The 18,723-nt window shown below is 38.4% G+C and carries 14 protein-coding genes; 12 read left to right on the forward strand and 2 right to left on the reverse strand.

Annotated features, from left to right (window positions below):
* Window positions 1–154: 154 nt before the first annotated feature.
* Complete coding sequence (locus FBF73_RS04385) at window positions 155–2,437, reverse strand: Xaa-Pro dipeptidyl-peptidase (protein WP_136937088.1); 2,283 nt, start codon at window positions 2,435–2,437, stop codon at window positions 155–157.
* Between the two features lie 401 nt (window positions 2,438–2,838).
* Between FBF73_RS04385 and FBF73_RS04390 the strand changes: the two genes are divergently transcribed.
* From FBF73_RS04390 to sdbB, 9 genes are all read left to right on the forward strand, one after another.
* Window positions 2,839–5,940 carry a DNA polymerase III subunit alpha gene (locus tag FBF73_RS04390; RefSeq protein WP_136937089.1) on the forward strand — a complete coding sequence of 1,034 codons (3,102 nt, stop codon included), beginning with the start codon at window positions 2,839–2,841 and terminating at the stop codon, window positions 5,938–5,940.
* Between the two features lie 81 nt (window positions 5,941–6,021).
* Complete coding sequence (gene pfkA, locus FBF73_RS04395; protein ID WP_124787935.1) at window positions 6,022–7,029, forward strand: 6-phosphofructokinase; 1,008 nt, start codon at window positions 6,022–6,024, stop codon at window positions 7,027–7,029.
* 57 nt (window positions 7,030–7,086) lie between these two features.
* Window positions 7,087–8,592, forward strand: a complete 1,506-nt coding sequence (gene pyk, locus FBF73_RS04400; RefSeq protein WP_136937090.1) for a pyruvate kinase — start codon at window positions 7,087–7,089, stop codon at window positions 8,590–8,592.
* Window positions 8,593–8,769: 177 nt separating this feature from the next.
* Window positions 8,770–10,029, forward strand: a complete 1,260-nt coding sequence (locus FBF73_RS04405) for a UDP-N-acetylglucosamine 1-carboxyvinyltransferase (protein WP_124787933.1) — start codon at window positions 8,770–8,772, stop codon at window positions 10,027–10,029.
* Between the two features lie 15 nt (window positions 10,030–10,044).
* On the forward strand, window positions 10,045–10,596 hold the full coding sequence (locus tag FBF73_RS04410) for a GNAT family N-acetyltransferase (RefSeq protein WP_070482709.1): 552 nt from the start codon (window positions 10,045–10,047) through the stop codon (window positions 10,594–10,596).
* On the forward strand, window positions 10,589–11,866 hold the full coding sequence (spxR, locus tag FBF73_RS04415; RefSeq protein ID WP_136937091.1) for a CBS-HotDog domain-containing transcription factor SpxR: 1,278 nt from the start codon (window positions 10,589–10,591) through the stop codon (window positions 11,864–11,866). Before FBF73_RS04410 ends, spxR begins: the two co-directional genes overlap by 8 nt.
* Before the next feature lie 15 nt (window positions 11,867–11,881).
* Window positions 11,882–12,742, forward strand: a complete 861-nt coding sequence (locus FBF73_RS04420) for a methionyl aminopeptidase (RefSeq protein ID WP_136937092.1) — start codon at window positions 11,882–11,884, stop codon at window positions 12,740–12,742.
* Between the two features lie 165 nt (window positions 12,743–12,907).
* Window positions 12,908–13,615: a thiol-disulfide oxidoreductase-associated membrane protein CcdA2 gene (gene ccdA2 / locus FBF73_RS04425; RefSeq protein ID WP_136937093.1), complete on the forward strand. Its 708-nt coding sequence runs from the start codon at window positions 12,908–12,910 to the stop codon at window positions 13,613–13,615.
* A gap of 10 nt (window positions 13,616–13,625) precedes the next feature.
* Window positions 13,626–14,192 (forward strand): thiol-disulfide oxidoreductase-associated lipoprotein SdbB, encoded by a 567-nt coding sequence (sdbB, locus tag FBF73_RS04430; protein WP_136937094.1) that lies wholly within the window; start codon window positions 13,626–13,628, stop codon window positions 14,190–14,192.
* 190 nt (window positions 14,193–14,382) lie between these two features.
* Here sdbB and pbp3 read toward each other — a convergent pair whose 3' ends face one another.
* On the reverse strand, window positions 14,383–15,624 hold the full coding sequence (gene pbp3, locus FBF73_RS04435; RefSeq protein ID WP_136937095.1) for a D-alanyl-D-alanine carboxypeptidase PBP3: 1,242 nt from the start codon (window positions 15,622–15,624) through the stop codon (window positions 14,383–14,385).
* Between the two features lie 102 nt (window positions 15,625–15,726).
* Between pbp3 and FBF73_RS04440 the strand changes: the two genes are divergently transcribed.
* The 3 genes from FBF73_RS04440 to FBF73_RS04450 all read left to right on the forward strand — a co-directional run bounded on the left by FBF73_RS04440 (window position 15,727) and on the right by FBF73_RS04450 (window position 18,714).
* Window positions 15,727–16,836: an AI-2E family transporter gene (locus FBF73_RS04440; protein WP_136937096.1), complete on the forward strand. Its 1,110-nt coding sequence runs from the start codon at window positions 15,727–15,729 to the stop codon at window positions 16,834–16,836.
* 205 nt (window positions 16,837–17,041) lie between these two features.
* Complete coding sequence (tuf, locus tag FBF73_RS04445; protein WP_001040724.1) at window positions 17,042–18,238, forward strand: elongation factor Tu; 1,197 nt, start codon at window positions 17,042–17,044, stop codon at window positions 18,236–18,238.
* A gap of 143 nt (window positions 18,239–18,381) precedes the next feature.
* Entirely contained in the window at window positions 18,382–18,714 is a 333-nt protein-coding gene (locus tag FBF73_RS04450) for a putative DNA-binding protein (RefSeq protein ID WP_000402071.1), read from the forward strand.
* Window positions 18,715–18,723: the final 9 nt, after the last annotated feature.

The following is an 18,723-nucleotide window of genomic DNA, read 5'->3' on the forward strand; positions in this document are numbered from 1 at the left end:
GGTTACACATGTTGGTCAGGGGTGTTAGTATCTTTTGTCCAAACTCCAGTTATGAGCTTATCATAAGTCCTTCTTTGAGAGTGGATTTGATACCAAGTTTATGTTTCGTTAGACTATTCAAGTGGAAATCTTTCCATACTGAATGTCTGTTACATTATACCTTTTGACAAGGTAAGATAAGCGTAGACTGTTCAAGATCAACAGTCAGGTGGTAAGCAGAATTGTCACGTATGGTGATTTCAAAGTCAGTAGTATAGAGGACTAAACGAAGAGTATCTCCTTCTTTTAGCTTGTAAATAGTTGGTTGCAGTTCAAACTGGATATCCATCCATTCATCTGCAGTAATATCCTCTACTAACAGTAAATCATTTCTATTTTGCAAATTGAGATAGCCTTTTGTCACGACGCGTTGTGCATTTTCACGAAAAGGCAATTCGTTAAGATTTTCCAACATGTGGTAGCGACCGTTGTCAATGGTTCTAGCACTTAAAACAGCTGGATAAGGTTGTAGGTATTTCTTTTGTCCAAATTCTAGCAGTTGGGCAGATAAGAGCCCCTTGTTTGTACTAGATTTGATACGAAGATTAAGCTGAGCGCGACCGTTCAGGTGGAGATCTTTAGTAACAGGCAGGTCAATAGTAATTTGATTGGCTTTCCCTTGATAGAGTTCCGTATTGAAGGTCTGGTATGTCTTACCATAACGCTCAAAATCCTTATCTGAGTAGTGGTTTTGAATAACCTGCTCTTCTTGACCAAGTGAGAAGGTTTCAAGGTGTTCTTGCTCACCAAAGTTATCAAGAGATAACCAAGTCTGAGGAGCAGTATTGTCCTGCCAGATAACAGTAGGAAGTTGGTAATCCGTTTCCTGTCCCAGTAATTTCTTAGTCAATAAAGCATTCATGGATTCACGGAAGTCAATGGACTGCCAGTTGTTCATATAAACATGGGCACCATTATGGAAAAAGAGATGCTTATTGATATGAGCTGGAAGGGCATGAAACATTTGGTAAACATGAAGTGGTTTGACATTCCAATCCTGAGAACCATGAGTAAAGACAACCTCTGCTTTTACCTTATGGGCATTGAGAAGATAGTTGCGGTCATGCCAAAACTGATTGTAGTCGCCAGTCTTGCGATCCAGATGTTCTTTTACCTTTTCCAAATCAACTTGGTGAGCTTCATTCCCACGAATATAATCACCAGCCAAGAGATTACGAGAGTAGGTTAACTCAGCAAGGGAGTCAAAGTCCTCACCTGGATAACCACCTGGGCTAGTCACTAAACCATTTTCACGATAGTAGTTGTACCATGAGGAAATACCAGCCTCGGCAATGATAACTTCTAAGCCATCTACACCAGTAGTGGCAAGGCCGTTTGACATGGTACCTAGATAGGAAAGTCCAGTTGTGGCTACTTTCCCGTTTGACCAGTCAGCCTTGACTTGATGTTGGCGCGTGTGGTCAGTAAAGGCACGGCAACGACCGTTGAGCCAATCAATAACATTTTTATAAGCCTCGATTTGCTGGTAGTCCCCATTAGTCATGAAACCAGTAGAGTCTTTGGTACCAACACCTGAGACATAGAGATTAGCAAAGCCTCGTGGAAGGAAGTAGTCGTTGAGTGTATAGCTAGCGTTAATGTGCGTTAGCTTTTCCTCAGCTTCTGACACAAGCTCAGCTTGACCATGAGTTTGGACGAGATTTAGTTGAGGTTCTTCTAGCTCAATCTTGTGAGCAGGTTTGACCTCAAGCTCACCCTCCATCTTGTAGAGAGCCTTGTCGCTAGCCTTGTCATTTGTTCCCTGATGATAGGGACTGGCTGTCATGATAGCAGGGATTTGTCCCTCATAACGAGGACGAATAATGCTGACCTTGACTAAGTCTGGAAGTCCTTTTTGGTCAGTATCGACACGAGACTCAACGTAAACGACTTCACGAATGACATCATGGCTAGAAAAAGTAGCCAAGCTCTTACCGTTAAAGTAGTGGTAGGTATTATCTTCAGGAATGAGACCATTACTTACCAGTTGATCAATCAGGAGATTTCCCTTTTTGGTACGAGTATTGAGTAACTGATAGAGATTTTCAATCAAATCACCATATACGATGGGAAAACCTGTTTCTTTACGGAAAACATCACTGTCTTCAAAGTCAACCAAGTAAGAAAAACCTAAGAGTTGAAAGGCTACAGTATAGAAAATATCTGCAGTCAACTCTCTGTCTGACTGACAAAAAGTCAGAAAGTCAGTGTCCTTATCTATCGAGATTGTAGATAGAGCATAGTCGGTATTGGAGTAAGTAAAAAAACTCCAACGAATGAAGTGTTCAAACTGCTTTTTTGAAGGCAGATGTGGTGTTAGATTTAGCCCTAGCTTTTCCAATTCATTTAACAATTGCGAACTAGAAAATGCTAGATAGCTGAATTGATTAAAATGCATAGTATTCTCCTTTGAAAAAACACTAAATTTATTATATCAAAAAAATGGGAAAAATGGAATAAATAAACCCTAATGAAATAAATTTCAAAATATAGTATAGATTTACTGTTACTTATGATAATTTACAGTAAATAAAATATAAAATATAGTCATGTTTAAAGATTTACAAAGAACAAAAGAATATATATGTTTGTCTTATTATTCTTTATATAGTATAAAAATGTTTTGAATTTTTATTTAAAACATAATAATATAAAAATAGGTTAATCTTTGCAGAATCTGTTTTATACTACTGTTTAGAATTGGATAAGGATAATCAGTTTGTACTTAATGGACTGATTAAGAAATATGGGGTGTAAAATGGTATAATAGAAATATATCAAAATAGGAGAGGTGAGTTCATGATTGCACAACTTGACACCAAAACAGTTTATAGTTTTATGGGAAGTGTAGTTTCGATTGAAAAATATGTACAAATAGCTAAAAACTATGGTTATTCTCACCTTGCTATTATGGATGTGGATAATCTCTATGGAGCCTATCATTTTTTAGAAGTGACTCGAAAATATGGAATCCAACCTCTAATTGGTCTTGAAATGACCTTGATTATAGACGAGAAGGAGATCTCTTTTCGTTTTCTAGCTCTATCTACTAAAGGTTACCAAGAGTTGATGAAGTTATCCACTTTAAAAATGACGGGACGAAAAAATTGGTCTGACTTTACCAGTCACCTTGAGGATGTTGCTGTTATTGTTTCTTATTTTGATGGAATCGATCAGCTGGATTTGGGTCATGATTATTTTATTGGGGTTAGTCCCGATACTCACCAAGAAGTCTTTACCAAACCCATTCTTCCACTGTATCAGGTCAACTCTTTTGAGAAAGAAGATATACAAGTTTTGCAAATCTTGTCGGCAGTCAAGGATAATATCAGTCTGAGAGAAGTGGATGTGCATTCACAACCAGGGATTTTTTTACCTGCCTCAGATTTAGAAGCTCGGTTTAAAAATCGCTTCCCTCAGGCGCTTGCCAATCTCCAAGGTTTGATAGGGAATGTTAGCTACCAACTTGATCCAAGTTTAAAACTCCCTCGCTTTAACCCTGAAAAGCCTGCAGTAGAAGAACTTAGAGAGAGGGCTGAGCAGGGACTGATAGTCAAGGGGCTAACCTCAGTTCTTTATCAAAAGCGTTTAAATGAAGAGTTGGCTGTGATTCATGATATGGGCTTTGATGACTATTTCCTAGTTGTTTGGGATTTATTGCGTTTTGGACGTTCCCAAGGCTATTATATGGGAATGGGACGCGGTTCTGCTGTGGGTAGTTTGGTCGCCTACTCACTTGATATCACAGGGATTGACCCAGTAGAGAAAAATCTGATTTTTGAACGTTTCCTCAATCGTGAACGATATACCATGCCTGATATTGATATTGATATTCCAGACCTTTATAGACCAGAGTTCATTCGTTATGTTCGTGATCGGTATGGCAGTCAACACGTGGCGCAGATTGTCACTTATTCGACCTTTGGAGCAAAACAGGCAATTCGTGATGTTTTCAAACGCTATGGTGTTCCAGAGTACGAATTAACAAATATTACGAAAAAAATCAGTTTTCGAGATACGCTAACGATGGCCTATGAAAAGAATTTGCAATTTAGACAGGTCATAAATAGTAAGATTGAGTACCAAAAAGCTTTTGATATTGCTCGAAAGATTGAAGGTTATCCTCGTCAGACCTCTATCCATGCGGCAGGAGTCGTTATGAGTGACCAAGACTTGACAGACTATATTCCTCTAAAATATGGTGAGGATATGCTCATCACCCAGTATGATGCTCATGGTATTGAAGCTAATGGACTTCTAAAAATGGATTTTCTTGGTTTACGTAACCTGACTTTCGTACAAAAAATGCAAGAATTACTTGCGGAGTCAGAGGGTGTTCATCTCAAAATCGAAGAGATTGATCTGGAAGATAAAGAAACCTTGGCTCTCTTTGCAGCTGGAAATACGAAAGGGATTTTCCAATTTGAACAATCTGGAGCCATTCGACTCTTGAAACGGGTCAAACCACAAGTCTTCGAAGAAGTGGTGGCAACAACATCCCTTAACAGACCAGGTGCTAGTGATTATATTGATAATTTTGTGGCTCGCAAGCATGGCAAAGAAAAAGTGACGGTACTAGATCCTTCCTTGGAGGACATCCTGTCATCAACTTACGGTATCATGCTCTATCAAGAGCAAGTTATGCAGGTAGCTCAGCGCTTTGGAAGATTCAGTCTTGGTAAAGCCGACATTCTCAGACGTGCCATGGGTAAGAAAAATGCTAAAGAGATGCATTTGATGAAGGAAGATTTTATCACTGGTGCAGTTAAACTCGGTCATTCAAAAGAGAAAGCCAACCAAGTTTTTGCAGTGATGGAAAAGTTTGCGGGTTATGGATTTAATAGATCCCATGCCTATGCTTACTCAGCACTGGCATTCCAACTTGCTTATTTCAAGACGCACTATCCTGCTATTTTCTTTCAAGTCATGTTGAATTATTCAAGTAGTGATTATATTGTAGATGCATTGCAGATGGGATTTGAAGTGGCACCTTTAGCGATTAATAGTATTCCCTTTCATGATAAGATTGTTCAAAAGAAAATTTACCTAGGTTTGAAAGCGATTAAGGGGATGCCAAGAGATTTTTCTTATTGGATTATTGAAAACCGTCCTTTCTCAAGTATTGAAGATTTCGTCACGCGTCTTCCTAAGAATTACAAGAAACTCTCACTTTTGACGCCTTTAGTTGAATTGGGGCTCTTTGATGAATTTGACAAAAATCGTCAGAAGATTTTAGTGAACCTACCTAACTTATTTGTTTTCGTTGAGGAGTTGGGTGGGCTCTTTGCAGATACAAATTATAGTTGGACTGAGGCTGATGATTTAACAGAGGCAGAGAAGTTTTACAAGGAACAAGAACTGATTGGGGTAGGTATCAGTGCACATCCTCTACAAACTCTCGCTAAACAAGCCCTATATCCGACAACCCCAATTGCTAATCTTATTGAGGGAGCAAATGCAACTCTTCTAGTTGAAGTGCAAAAAATAAAAGTTATTCGAACTAAAAAAGGCGAGAATATGGCCTTTCTACAGGTTCACGACAGTAAGTCTCGGATGGATGTTACAGTATTTTCAGACCAGTATCGAAAATTTGCCTCTCTCCTATCTGAAGGAAAATTCTACTACATCAACGGTAAGATTCAATCAAGAGATGACCGTCTGCAAATGATTGCACAAGATTTGAAAGAAGCAGTGGCTGAACGATTCTGGATTCAGGTTAAAAATCATGAATATGATAAAGAAATTTCAAATATCCTAGACCAGTATAAAGGCTCAATCCCAGTCATCATCAGGTATGAAGAGGAACAGAAAACAATTGTTTCTTCCCAATATTTTGTGACTAAATCCAATGAATTAGAAGCGAAATTGGATAAAATTGCTATGAAAACGATTTATCACTAAAATTACGGAAAATAGAAGAATTTTCCATTTAAATGTGATATAATCAGTAGGAATGTTAAAAGAAAAAGGAGCATAAACTAAATGAAACGTATTGCTGTTTTGACTAGTGGTGGAGACGCCCCTGGTATGAACGCTGCCATCCGCGCAGTTGTTCGTCAAGCAATTTCAGAAGGAATGGAAGTTTTTGGTATCTATGATGGATATGCTGGAATGGTTGCTGGTGAAATTCATCCCCTAGATGCTGCTTCAGTAGGAGACATCATTTCTCGTGGTGGTACATTCCTTCACTCTGCTCGTTACCCAGAGTTCGCTCAACTTGAAGGGCAACTTAAAGGAATTGAGCAATTGAAAAAACACGGGATTGAAGGTGTAGTTGTTATCGGTGGTGACGGATCTTACCACGGTGCTATGCGTTTGACTGAACATGGCTTCCCAGCTATCGGTCTTCCAGGTACAATCGATAACGATATCGTTGGTACTGACTTCACAATCGGTTTTGACACAGCGGTTACAACTGCTATGGATGCTATCGATAAGATTCGTGATACATCATCAAGTCACCGTCGTACTTTTGTTATCGAAGTTATGGGACGTAACGCTGGTGATATCGCTCTTTGGGCTGGTATTGCAACAGGTGCTGATGAAATCATCATTCCTGAAGAAGGATTCAAGATTGAAGATATCGTAGAGAGCATTAAATGTGGTTATGAGTGTGGTAAAAAACACAATATCATCGTCTTGGCAGAAGGTGTGATGTCAGCAGCTGAATTTGGTCAAAAACTGAAAGAAGCAGGGGATACAAGCGATCTTCGTGTAACAGAACTTGGACATATTCAACGTGGTGGTTCTCCAACTGCGCGTGATCGTGTATTGGCGTCACGTATGGGTGCGCATGCTGTTAAACTTCTTAAAGAAGGTATCGGTGGTGTTGCGGTTGGTATCCGTAATGAGAAAATGGTTGAAAACCCAATTCTTGGTACGGCAGAAGAGGGAGCATTGTTTAGCCTCACTGCAGATGGTAAGATTGTGGTTAACAATCCTCATAAAGCAGACCTTGAGCTATCTAACTTGAATAAGAACTTGTCATAATTAAAAAATTAGTTAATAAGACCAAAAAGGTCATTTATATAAAGGAGTCACAAAATCATGAACAAACGTGTAAAAATCGTTGCAACTTTGGGTCCTGCGGTTGAAATCCGTGGTGGTAAAAAATATGGTGAAGATGGATACTGGAGTGGAAAACTGGATGTTGAAGCTTCAGCTAAAAACATTGCTAAATTGATTGAAGCTGGTGCTAATACATTCCGTTTCAACTTCTCACACGGTGACCACCAAGAACAAGGTGACCGTATGGCAACTGTTAAACTTGCTGAAAAACTTGCAGGTAAAAAAGTTGGTTTCCTTCTTGATACTAAAGGACCAGAAATCCGTACAGAATTGTTCGAAGGAGATGCAAAAGAATACTCTTACACAACTGGTGAAAAAATTCGTGTTGCAACTAAACAAGGAATTCAATCAACTCGTGAAGTAATTGCATTGAACGTTGCTGGTTCACTTGATATCTATGACGATGTTGAAGTTGGACGTCAAGTATTAATTGACGATGGTAAACTTGGTCTTCGTGTAGTGGCTAAAGATGATGCGACTCGTGAATTTGAAGTTGAAGTTGAAAATGACGGTGTAATCGCTAAACAAAAAGGTGTTAATATCCCTAACACTAAAATTCCTTTCCCAGCTCTTGCTGAACGTGATAATGATGACATCCGCTTTGGTCTTGAACAAGGTATCAACTTTATTGCGATTTCATTTGTACGTACTGCAAAAGACGTTGAAGAAGTTCGTGCAATCTGTAAAGAAACTGGAAACGGACACGTTCAATTGTTCGCTAAAATCGAAAACCAACAAGGTATCGACAACTTGGATGAAATCATTGAAGCTGCTGACGGTATCATGATCGCTCGTGGTGACATGGGTATCGAAGTACCATTCGAAATGGTTCCAGTTTACCAAAAAATGATCATCAAGAAAGTCAATGCTGCAGGTAAAGTTGTTATCACTGCAACAAACATGCTTGAAACAATGACTGAAAAACCACGTGCAACTCGTTCAGAAGTATCAGACGTTTTCAACGCTGTTATTGATGGAACTGACGCTACAATGCTTTCAGGTGAGTCTGCAAATGGTAAATACCCACTTGAGTCAGTAACTACAATGGCTACAATTGACAAGAACGCTCAAACTCTTCTTAACGAATACGGCCGTTTGAACTCAGATTCATTCGAACGTAACTCTAAGACAGAAGTAATGGCTTCAGCTGTTAAAGATGCTACTAACTCAATGGACATTAAATTGGTTGTAACACTTACTAAGACTGGACACACTGCACGTTTGATCTCTAAATACCGTCCAAATGCTGACATCTTGGCATTGACATTCGACGAATTGACAGAACGTGGATTGATGTTGAACTGGGGTGTTATCCCAATGTTGACAGATGCTCCATCATCAACTGACGATATGTTCGAAATTGCTGAACGTAAAGCAGTTGAAGCAGGTCTTGTACAATCTGGTGACGATATCGTTATCGTAGCTGGTGTACCAGTTGGAGAAGCTGTTCGTACAAACACAATGCGTATCCGCACTGTACGTTAATCTGACATTAAAAAGCCTATCATATCAAGTTTTATAGCTTGTGTGATAGGTCTTTTTTGTATTAGGGGGCAAAAAGGGGATGATTTTAATAAGAGCAATGGGAAAATATTAAAATTTATGGTATAATAGACTGGAAAGACCTTTTTAGAAATTTTGAAAGAGTATTAAAAATTAAAAATGAGAAAAATTGTTATCAATGGTGGCTTGTCCCTGCAAGGTGAGATTACCATTAGTGGTGCAAAAAATAGTGTTGTAGCTTTGATTCCAGCTATTATCTTGGCAGATGATGTTGTGACTTTGGATTGTGTACCAGATATTTCCGATGTTGCTAGTCTTGTCGAAATTATGGAGTTAATGGGGGCTACTGTTAAGAGATATGACGATGTGTTAGAGATTGATCCAAGAGGTGTTCAAAATATTCCAATGCCATATGGAAAGATCAATAGTCTTCGTGCATCTTATTATTTTTATGGAAGTCTTTTAGGTCGCTTTGGTGAAGCCACTGTTGGCTTACCTGGTGGATGTGATTTGGGCCCTCGTCCTATTGATTTACACCTTAAGGCTTTTGAAGCTATGGGTGCCACTGTTAGCTACGAGGGAGATAACATGAAGTTATCTGCTAAAGATACAGGACTTCATGGAGCAAGTATTTACATGGATACGGTTAGCGTGGGTGCGACGATAAATACGATGATTGCTGCTGTTAAAGCAAATGGTCGTACGATTATTGAAAATGCAGCCCGTGAACCTGAGATTATTGACGTTGCGACACTTTTGAATAATATGGGAGCCCATATCCGTGGTGCTGGGACCAATATCATCATTATTGATGGTGTTGAAAGATTACATGGAACTCGTCATCAGGTGATTCCAGACCGTATTGAAGCGGGAACATACATTTCCTTAGCTGCTGCAGTCGGTAAGGGAATTCGTATCAACAATGTATTATACGAACACTTAGAAGGATTCATCGCTAAGTTGGAAGAGATGGGTGTGAGAATGACTGTATCTGAAGACAGTATTTTTGTCGAAGAACAGTCTAATTTGAAAGCAATCAATATTAAGACAGCACCTTATCCTGGTTTTGCTACTGACTTGCAACAACCAATTACTCCACTCTTGTTAACAGCGGAGGGGCGTGGTACCATTATTGATACCATTTATGAAAAACGAGTAAACCATGTTTTTGAACTAGCAAAGATGGATGCAGATATTACGACTACAAACGACCATATCATATATACTGGTGGACGTAGTTTACGTGGAGCAAATGTAAAAGCTACTGACCTTAGAGCTGGGGCCGCACTTGTCATTGCTGGTTTGATGGCTGAAGGTAAAACTGAAATTACAAATATTGAGTTCATCTTACGTGGTTATTCTGATATTATTGAAAAATTACGTAATCTAGGAGCGGATATTACACTTGTTGAAGAATAAACCGTAGAGGTGTTTATGAATATTTGGACCAAATTAGCAATGTTTTCTTTTTTTGAAACGGATCGCTTGTATTTGCGTCCTTTCTTTTTTAGTGATAGTAAGGACTTCCATGAGATAGCTTCAAATCCAGAAAATTTACAATTCATTTTTCCAAGTCAAGCTAGTCCAGAAGAAAGTCAATATGCACTGGCCAATTATTTTATGAAGGCTCCTTTAGGGGTATGGGCTATTTGTGATAAGAAAACTGAAAAAATGATTGGTTCAATTAAGTTTGAAAAGCTAGATGAAATAAAAAAAGAAGCAGAACTTGGTTATTTTTTGAGAAAAGATTCATGGTCTAAAGGTTTTATGACAGAAGTTGTTAAAAAACTTTGCCAACTTTCTTTTGGGGAATTTGGTTTAAAACAATTATCCATCATTACCCACCTTGAAAATGAAGCTAGCCAACGGGTTGCTCTTAAGTCTGGATTTCGATTGATTCGTCAGTTTAAAGGAAGTGATCGCTATACAAAGAAAATGCGTGATTATCTTGAGTTTCGCTTTGTAAAGGGAGAAATTAATGAGTAAACACCAAGAAATTCTAAGCTATTTGGAAGAATTACCCGTTGGTAAAAGAGTCAGTGTTCGAAGTATTTCCAACCATCTAGGAGTCAGTGATGGAACGGCTTATCGGGCCATTAAAGAAGCTGAAAATCGTGGAATTGTAGAGACTCGTCCAAGAAGTGGTACTATCCGTGTTAAATCTCAGAAAGTTGCTATCGAAAGATTAACATTTGCAGAAATTGCAGAAGTGACTTCTTCTGAGGTTTTGGCTGGGCAAGAAGGTTTAGAGAGAGAATTTAGTAAGTTTTCAATCGGTGCCATGACTGAGCAAAATATCTTATCTTATCTCCATGATGGGGGACTCTTGATTGTCGGAGATCGAACCCGTATTCAGTTGTTAGCCTTGGAAAATGAAAATGCAGTTCTAGTTACAGGTGGATTTCAGGTCCATGATGATGTGCTTAAACTGGCCAATCAAAAAGGAATTCCAGTTCTGAGAAGTAAGCATGACACATTCACCGTCGCGACCATGATCAATAAAGCCTTGTCAAATGTTCAAATTAAAACAGATATTTTGACAGTTGAGAAACTTTATCGCCCTTGTCACGAATATGGTTTTCTGAGAGAGACCGACACTGTTAAAGATTATTTAGATTTGGTACGTAAGAATCGTAGCAGTCGTTTCCCAGTTATCAATCAACATCAGGTTGTGGTGGGAGTTGTTACCATGAGAGATGCTGGTGATAAGTCACCAAGTACGACAATTGATAAGGTCATGTCTCGTAGTCTATTTTTGGTTGGATTATCGACAAATATTGCCAATGTGAGTCAACGGATGATTGCTGAAGACTTTGAAATGGTACCGGTTGTTCGAAATAATCAAACCTTGCTTGGAGTTGTAACCAGACGAGATGTCATGGAGAAGATGAGTCGTTCCCAAGTTTCTGCTCTGCCTACTTTTTCTGAGCAGATTGGTCAAAAACTGTCTTATCATCACGATGAAGTAGTGATTACAGTGGAACCCTTTATGCTTGAGAAAAACGGAGTTTTGGCTAATGGTGTATTGGCGGAGATACTGACTCATATGACACAAGATTTAGTTGTTAATAGTGGTCGAAATCTCATTATTGAGCAGATGTTGATCTACTTTTTGCAAGCAGTTCAGATAGATGATATATTGCGTATTCAGGCACGCATTATCCACCATACTAGACGGTCAGCTATTATTGACTACGATATTTATCATGGTCATCAGATTGTTTCAAAGGCAAATGTAACCGTTAAAATTAATTAGAAACTAGGAGAAAAAATGATAACATTAAAATCAGCTCGTGAAATCGAAGCTATGGATAAGGCCGGTGATTTTTTAGCAAGTATCCATATTGGCTTGCGTGATTTGATTAAGCCTGGCGTAGATATGTGGGAAGTTGAAGAATACGTTCGCCGTCGTTGTAAGGAAGAAAATTTCCTTCCGCTTCAGATTGGAGTTGACGGTGCAATGATGGACTATCCTTATGCTACCTGTTGCTCTCTTAATGATGAAGTAGCTCATGCTTTCCCTCGTCACTATATCTTGAAAGATGGTGATTTGCTCAAAGTTGATATGGTTTTGGGAGGTCCAATTGCTAAATCTGACCTGAATGTCTCAAAATTAAACTTCAACAATGTGGAACAAATGAAAAAATACACTCGGAGCTATTCTGGTGGTCTTGCAGACTCATGTTGGGCTTATGCTGTCGGTACACCGTCCGAAGAAGTGAAAAACTTGATGGATGTAACTAAAGAAGCTATGTACAAGGGTATTGAGCAAGCTGTTGTTGGAAATCGTATCGGTGATATTGGAGCAGCTATTCAAGAATATGCTGAAAGTCGTGGATACGGTGTAGTGCGTGATTTGGTTGGTCATGGTGTTGGTCCAACTATGCATGAAGAACCAATGGTTCCTAACTATGGTATTGCTGGTCGTGGGCTTCGTCTCCGTGAAGGAATGGTATTGACTATTGAACCGATGATCAATACAGGTGACTGGGAAATTGATACAGATATGAAAACTGGCTGGGCGCATAAGACCATTGACGGTGGATTGTCATGTCAGTATGAACACCAATTTGTGATTACTAAAGATGGTCCTGTTATCTTGACTAGTCAAGGTGAAGAAGGGACTTATTAAAATAACTAAAGGCAGATTGAAGAAAAAGTTGACTTGGATAACTTTCTTCAATCTTTTTCTTTTTTCTAACATCATAGTATATACAGCTAACCGTAGCAAACTTGATACAAATTTTAACATTTATAGTACAATAGGATATGAATTATTAAGAAAGTTGGTTCTTTATTGGAAACGATATTATTTTCAATCTCCGTTTTTTTAGCAGGCGTCTTGTCCTTTTTTTCCCCCTGTATTTTTCCTCTGTTACCAGTTTATGCTGGAATTTTATTGGATGATCAGGAAAGTGCAAAAAGCTTCTCTCTTTTTGGAAGAAAAGTCGCTTGGTCAGGTTTGATTCGAACACTTTGCTTTATTGCAGGTATCTCTCTCATTTTCTTTATCTTAGGATTTGGTGCTGGTTACCTTGGTAATATTCTCTATGCGAATTGGTTTCGCTATACCATGGGGACGATTATTATCATTTTAGGTTTACACCAGATGGAAATTTTTCATTTTAAGAAATTAGAGGTTCAAAAAAGCTTTACCTTTAAAAAATCAGATTCTAATCGTTATTGGTCAGCTTTTTTACTTGGTATTACCTTCAGCTTTGGTTGGACGCCTTGTATTGGTCCAGTTTTAAGTTCTGTTTTAGCACTTGCGGCTTCTGGAGGCGATGGTGCCTGGCAAGGAGCTATCTATACTCTTGTTTACACTATGGGGATGGCTATTCCTTTCTTGGTTTTGGCTCTAGCTTCTGGTGTAGTGATGCCTTATTTTAGTAAAATCAAACGTCATATGATGCTACTAAAGAAAATTGGTGGTTTCCTTATTATTTTAATGGGAATTTTGTTACTATTAGGACAAGTAAATGTTCTAGCTGGAATTTTTGAATAAAGGAGAACAAATGAAAAAAGTAATGTTTGCTGGCTTAAGCCTCTTGTCAGTAGTTGTATTGATGGCCTGTGGTGAGAAAGAGACTAAACAGACTCAAGAACCAGAACAATCTCCCAAACAACAGCAACAAAAGACTGTACAACAAATTGCTGTTGGAAAAGAGGCTCCAGATTTCACCTTGCAATCAATGGATGGCAAAGAAGTTAAGTTATCTGATTTTAAGGGGAAAAAAGTCTATTTGAAGTTTTGGGCTTCATGGTGCGGTCCATGTAAAAAAAGTATGCCTGAGTTGATGAAATTAGCTGAAAAAGAAGATCGTGACTTTGAAATTCTTACTGTTATTGCACCGGGAATTCAAGGTGAAAAAACTGTTGAGCAATTCCCACAATGGTTCCAAGATCAAGGTTATAAGGATATCCCAGTACTTTATGATACTAAAGCAACAACTTTCCAAGCTTATCAAATTCGAAGCATTCCTACAGAATACCTAATTGACAGTCAAGGAAAGATTGGAAAGATTCAATTTGGTGTCATAAGTAATGAAGATGCAGAAGCAGCCTTTAAAGAAATGAACTAGAATCAAGATTTTAAAATAATATTTATATAATCAATCCCCTAGATTTTAGATAGTGTTAATCTAAGATTTAGGGGTTTTTTGATGTCAATAAATTAAGCATAAAGAAAAAGAACGGAGAACTGCATAATACAGAACTCTGTTCTTTCTTTAAACATACTATTTATTTTTTAGCTTTGATAAGTTTACTATATTATAGTTTGTCGTTTATAAATCGGATAAACTGATTCCACCAAACTTTTAAGAAGAAAGCTTTTTCAACTTTCTTTTCCGCTACCATTTCGAAACTAGGACGTTCTGTGGTAATGTAACCTTGACCAATCAAGTCCTTGTCTTCATAAGTCAAATGTCCAACCACTGTTCCGGCTTCAAGTGGTGCTGGGATTGCTTTAGAATCAGGTGTGAATTGAACAGATTGGGAAGATTGACTTCCAACACGTTCAATTAAAGAGATATCATCTTTGGCAACGGCAGTGACTGTATCTTCTTTTCCATCTTGTACAGGAGCTTTGCTATCTTGGTAGGCATCCCCTTTTTGAACGATTTTGCGAAGTGTGAATGTAGAAGAAATATAATCCATTAGTGAAGATGTAGCTGTAAAACGAGCGTAAGGATTATTGTCTTGATGCTCTGCATTTAAAACAACTGTGATAACCCTCATCCCTTTTTCGACAGTAGTACCCACAAAAGATTCACCGGCTTTGTCTGTTGTTCCTGTCTTGAGTCCGTCAAAACCACCGCGATGAGCAGGCATGCCTTCTAACATGTAGTTAGTCGAAGTGATTGTCATTCCAGCAAAAGTAGAAGAGGGTTTTTTGGTGATTTCCAAGACTTGTGGGTACTTTTTGATGAGATTGCGAGCAACGATAGCAACATCATAAGCACTGAGCTTATTTTCCTCATCTTTTTTAGAGCCTGGGTAAATGTTATCCCCTAGAGTCTCATTATTAAGACCCGTCGTATTGACAACAGTGGCATCCTGAATTCCCCATTCCAAGAGCTTTGCCCGCATCATATCGACGAAATCTTTTTCTGAGCCAGCAATTTTCTCAGCTAGGGCAATAGCTGCACTGTTAGCACTAGATACTAGGGTTGCTTCAAGTAGTTGTTCGACGGTATAATTACGAGCTTCCATAGGAACATTACTTGCTTCGGAATTTGTCGTTAATCTGTAAGGATAATCAGAAATATCTACAGGAGTTGATAGTGTAATACTGCCGTTTTCCAAGGCTTCATAGACAAGATAAACAGTAATTAACTTTGTGATTGAAGCAATTTCAACTGGCTGGGTTGCATCTTTCTCATAGAGAATTTTACCAGTATTTGCCTCAACAGCAATGGCATGTTTTGCAGTAATATTAAAATCCTGAGCAGCAACAGTAGATGCTGACCCAATCACAGATAAGCTTAGTAGAGTTAAAATTATTTTTTTCATAGTAAGTTTATTCTAACATAAAGAAAAAAATATTCCCAGTTTCATGATAGAAGAAAGAAGCTTTTTTGAAAGTGTGGTAAAATAGATGAGTGGAGGTACCCCATGTTTCGTAAGAATAAATTATTTTTTTGGACCAGTGAGATTTTACTATTAACCATCATCTTTTATTTATGGAGACAGATGGGTGGGATTATAACGCCTTTTGTAAGTGTCGCAAACACCATAATGATTCCCTTTCTTCTAGGTAGTTTTTTATATTATTTAACAAATCCCTTTGTTAGTTTTTTACAAAAGTATTTCAAAATTAATCGTATTATTGGTATTCTACTAACTTTGTGTGCCTTGGTTTGGGGGCTAGTTATTGGGGTAGTCTATCTCTTACCGATTTTGGTCAATCAGTTGACCAGCTTGATTGCGACTAGCCAGACTATCTACAGTCGTTTACAAGATTTGATTGTGGATTTATCTACTTATCCAGCCTTTCAAAATTTGGATATTCAAGCGAATATTCAACAATTAAATCTTTCTTATGTAGATATTTTACAAAATATACTAAATAGTGTGACGAATAGTGTCGGAAGTATCCTATCAGCTCTTTTTAGTACTGTTTTAATTATTATCATGACACCTGTATTTTTGGTTTATTTTTTGTTAGATGGTCACAAATTTTTACCGATGCTTGAACGTACTGTTTTAAAGAGAGATAAGCTACATATTGCAGGCCTATTAAAGAATTTGAATGCGACAATTGCTCGCTATATTAGTGGAGTCGCAATTGATGCGATTATTATTGGTTGTTTGGCCTTTATCGGATATAGCGTGATTGGTTTAAAATACGCTTTGGTCTTCGCTATCTTTTCAGGGTTAGCCAATCTCATTCCTTATGTGGGACCAAGTATTGGCTTGATTCCAATGATTATCGCCAATGTCTTTACTGATCCCCATAGAATGCTGATTGCAGTTGTTTACATGCTAATCATTCAACAAGTGGATGGAAATATCCTCTACCCTCGAATCGTTGGTGGTGTGATGAAGGTTCACCCAATTACGATTTTAGTATTACTTTTGTTATCAAGTAATATCTATGGTGTCATTGGTATGATTGTCGCTGTACCAACTTATTCTATCTTAAAAGAAATTTCTAAGTTCTTATCACGTTTGTATGAAAATCATAAAATAATGAAAGAACGAGAAAGAGAATTAGCTAAGTAAAAGTCAGGAATTCCTGATTTTTCTTTTTGTTTAGCTAAGTGATAGGAGCAGAAGTGTCGTTTAGATTAGTAGATTAAGAATAATTCACAAAAACTTTGTAAAACACTTGCAATTTAGCTGAAATTTGATAAAATAGTAAGGAAAGTTAGACTGTATTGCCTACTGTCTATCTATAAAATATATTTTATTGGAGGCTTTTACTCAAATGGCAAAAGAAAAATACGATCGTAGTAAACCACACGTTAACATTGGTACTATCGGACACGTTGACCACGGTAAAACTACCCTAACTGCAGCTATCACAACTGTTTTGGCACGTCGCTTGCCTTCATCAGTTAACCAACCTAAAGACTATGCGTCTATCGATGCTGCTCCAGAAGAACGCGAACGCGGTATCACAATCAACACTGCGCACGTTGAGTACGAAACTGAAAAACGTCACTACGCTCACATCGACGCTCCAGGACACGCGGACTACGTTAAAAACATGATCACTGGTGCTGCTCAAATGGACGGTGCTATCCTTGTAGTAGCTTCAACTGACGGACCAATGCCACAAACTCGTGAGCACATCCTTCTTTCACGTCAGGTTGGTGTTAAACACCTTATCGTCTTCATGAACAAAGTTGACTTGGTTGACGATGAAGAATTACTTGAATTGGTTGAAATGGAAATCCGTGACCTATTGTCAGAATACGACTTCCCAGGTGACGATCTTCCAGTTATCCAAGGTTCAGCTCTTAAAGCCCTTGAAGGTGACTCTAAATACGAAGACATCGTTATGGAATTGATGAACACAGTTGATGAGTACATCCCAGAACCAGAACGTGACACTGACAAACCATTGCTTCTTCCAGTCGAAGACGTATTCTCAATCACTGGACGTGGTACAGTTGCTTCAGGACGTATCGACCGTGGTATCGTTAAAGTCAACGACGAAATCGAAATCGTTGGTATCAAAGAAGAAACTCAAAAAGCAGTTGTTACTGGTGTTGAAATGTTCCGTAAACAACTTGACGAAGGTCTTGCCGGAGATAACGTAGGTGTCCTTCTTCGTGGTGTTCAACGTGATGAAATTGAACGTGGACAAGTTATCGCTAAACCAGGTTCAATCAACCCACACACTAAATTCAAAGGTGAAGTCTACATCCTTACTAAAGAAGAAGGTGGACGTCACACTCCATTCTTCAACAACTACCGTCCACAATTCTACTTCCGTACTACTGACGTTACAGGTTCAATCGAACTTCCAGCAGGTACTGAAATGGTAATGCCTGGTGATAACGTGACAATCGACGTTGAGTTGATCCACCCAATCGCCGTAGAACAAGGTACTACATTCTCTATCCGTGAGGGTGGACGTACTGTTGGTTCAGGTATGGTTACAGAAATCGAAGCTTAATTCGATTTAGTTCCCAGAAGAACAATTATTTAAGTCAGACACTAAAAGAATCTTGCTTTGCAAGGTTCTTTTTTTGTACTCGAACTGTGTTAGGAGCCTTTCTGCTATAGCGATATAATAGATTTTTTGGTATAATAAAAGTTATGGAAATTGAAAAAACCAATCGTATGAATGCGCTCTTTGAATTTTATGCGGCGCTTTTGACAGATAAGCAAATGAATTACATAGAGCTCTACTACGCTGATGATTACAGCCTTGCTGAAATTGCCGAGGAATTTGGTGTCAGTCGTCAGGCTGTCTATGATAATATCAAGCGGACAGAAAAGATTCTGGAAGATTATGAGATGAAATTGCACATGTACTCGGACTACATTGTCCGCAGTCAAATTTTTGACCAGATCTTGGAGCGTTATCCCAAGGATAACTTTCTGCAGGAGCAGATAGAAATTTTAACAAGCATTGATAATAGAGAATAAGAGGAAGAA

Source organism: Streptococcus mitis, from assembly GCF_005144795.1.
In the GTDB taxonomy this organism is placed as follows: domain Bacteria; phylum Bacillota; class Bacilli; order Lactobacillales; family Streptococcaceae; genus Streptococcus; species Streptococcus mitis_BB.

Bases quoted from the DNA above. Each gene is read 5' to 3' on its own strand.
- spxR (WP_136937091.1), top strand. From the start codon at position 10,589: ATGAGTAAACACCAAGAAATTCTAAGCTATTTGGAAGAATTACCCGTT.
- sdbB (WP_136937094.1), top strand. From the start codon at position 13,626: ATGAAAAAAGTAATGTTTGCTGGCTTAAGCCTCTTGTCAGTAGTTGTA.
- FBF73_RS04420 (WP_136937092.1), top strand. From the start codon at position 11,882: ATGATAACATTAAAATCAGCTCGTGAAATCGAAGCTATGGATAAGGCC.
- pfkA (WP_124787935.1), top strand. From the start codon at position 6,022: ATGAAACGTATTGCTGTTTTGACTAGTGGTGGAGACGCCCCTGGTATG.
- pbp3 (WP_136937095.1), bottom strand. From the start codon at position 15,624: ATGAAAAAAATAATTTTAACTCTACTAAGCTTATCTGTGATTGGGTCA.
- FBF73_RS04390 (WP_136937089.1), top strand. From the start codon at position 2,839: ATGATTGCACAACTTGACACCAAAACAGTTTATAGTTTTATGGGAAGT.
- FBF73_RS04450 (WP_000402071.1), top strand. From the start codon at position 18,382: ATGGAAATTGAAAAAACCAATCGTATGAATGCGCTCTTTGAATTTTAT.
- FBF73_RS04440 (WP_136937096.1), top strand. From the start codon at position 15,727: ATGTTTCGTAAGAATAAATTATTTTTTTGGACCAGTGAGATTTTACTA.
- FBF73_RS04410 (WP_070482709.1), top strand. From the start codon at position 10,045: ATGAATATTTGGACCAAATTAGCAATGTTTTCTTTTTTTGAAACGGAT.
- tuf (WP_001040724.1), top strand. From the start codon at position 17,042: ATGGCAAAAGAAAAATACGATCGTAGTAAACCACACGTTAACATTGGT.
- FBF73_RS04385 (WP_136937088.1), bottom strand. From the start codon at position 2,437: ATGCATTTTAATCAATTCAGCTATCTAGCATTTTCTAGTTCGCAATTG.
- pyk (WP_136937090.1), top strand. From the start codon at position 7,087: ATGAACAAACGTGTAAAAATCGTTGCAACTTTGGGTCCTGCGGTTGAA.
- FBF73_RS04405 (WP_124787933.1), top strand. From the start codon at position 8,770: ATGAGAAAAATTGTTATCAATGGTGGCTTGTCCCTGCAAGGTGAGATT.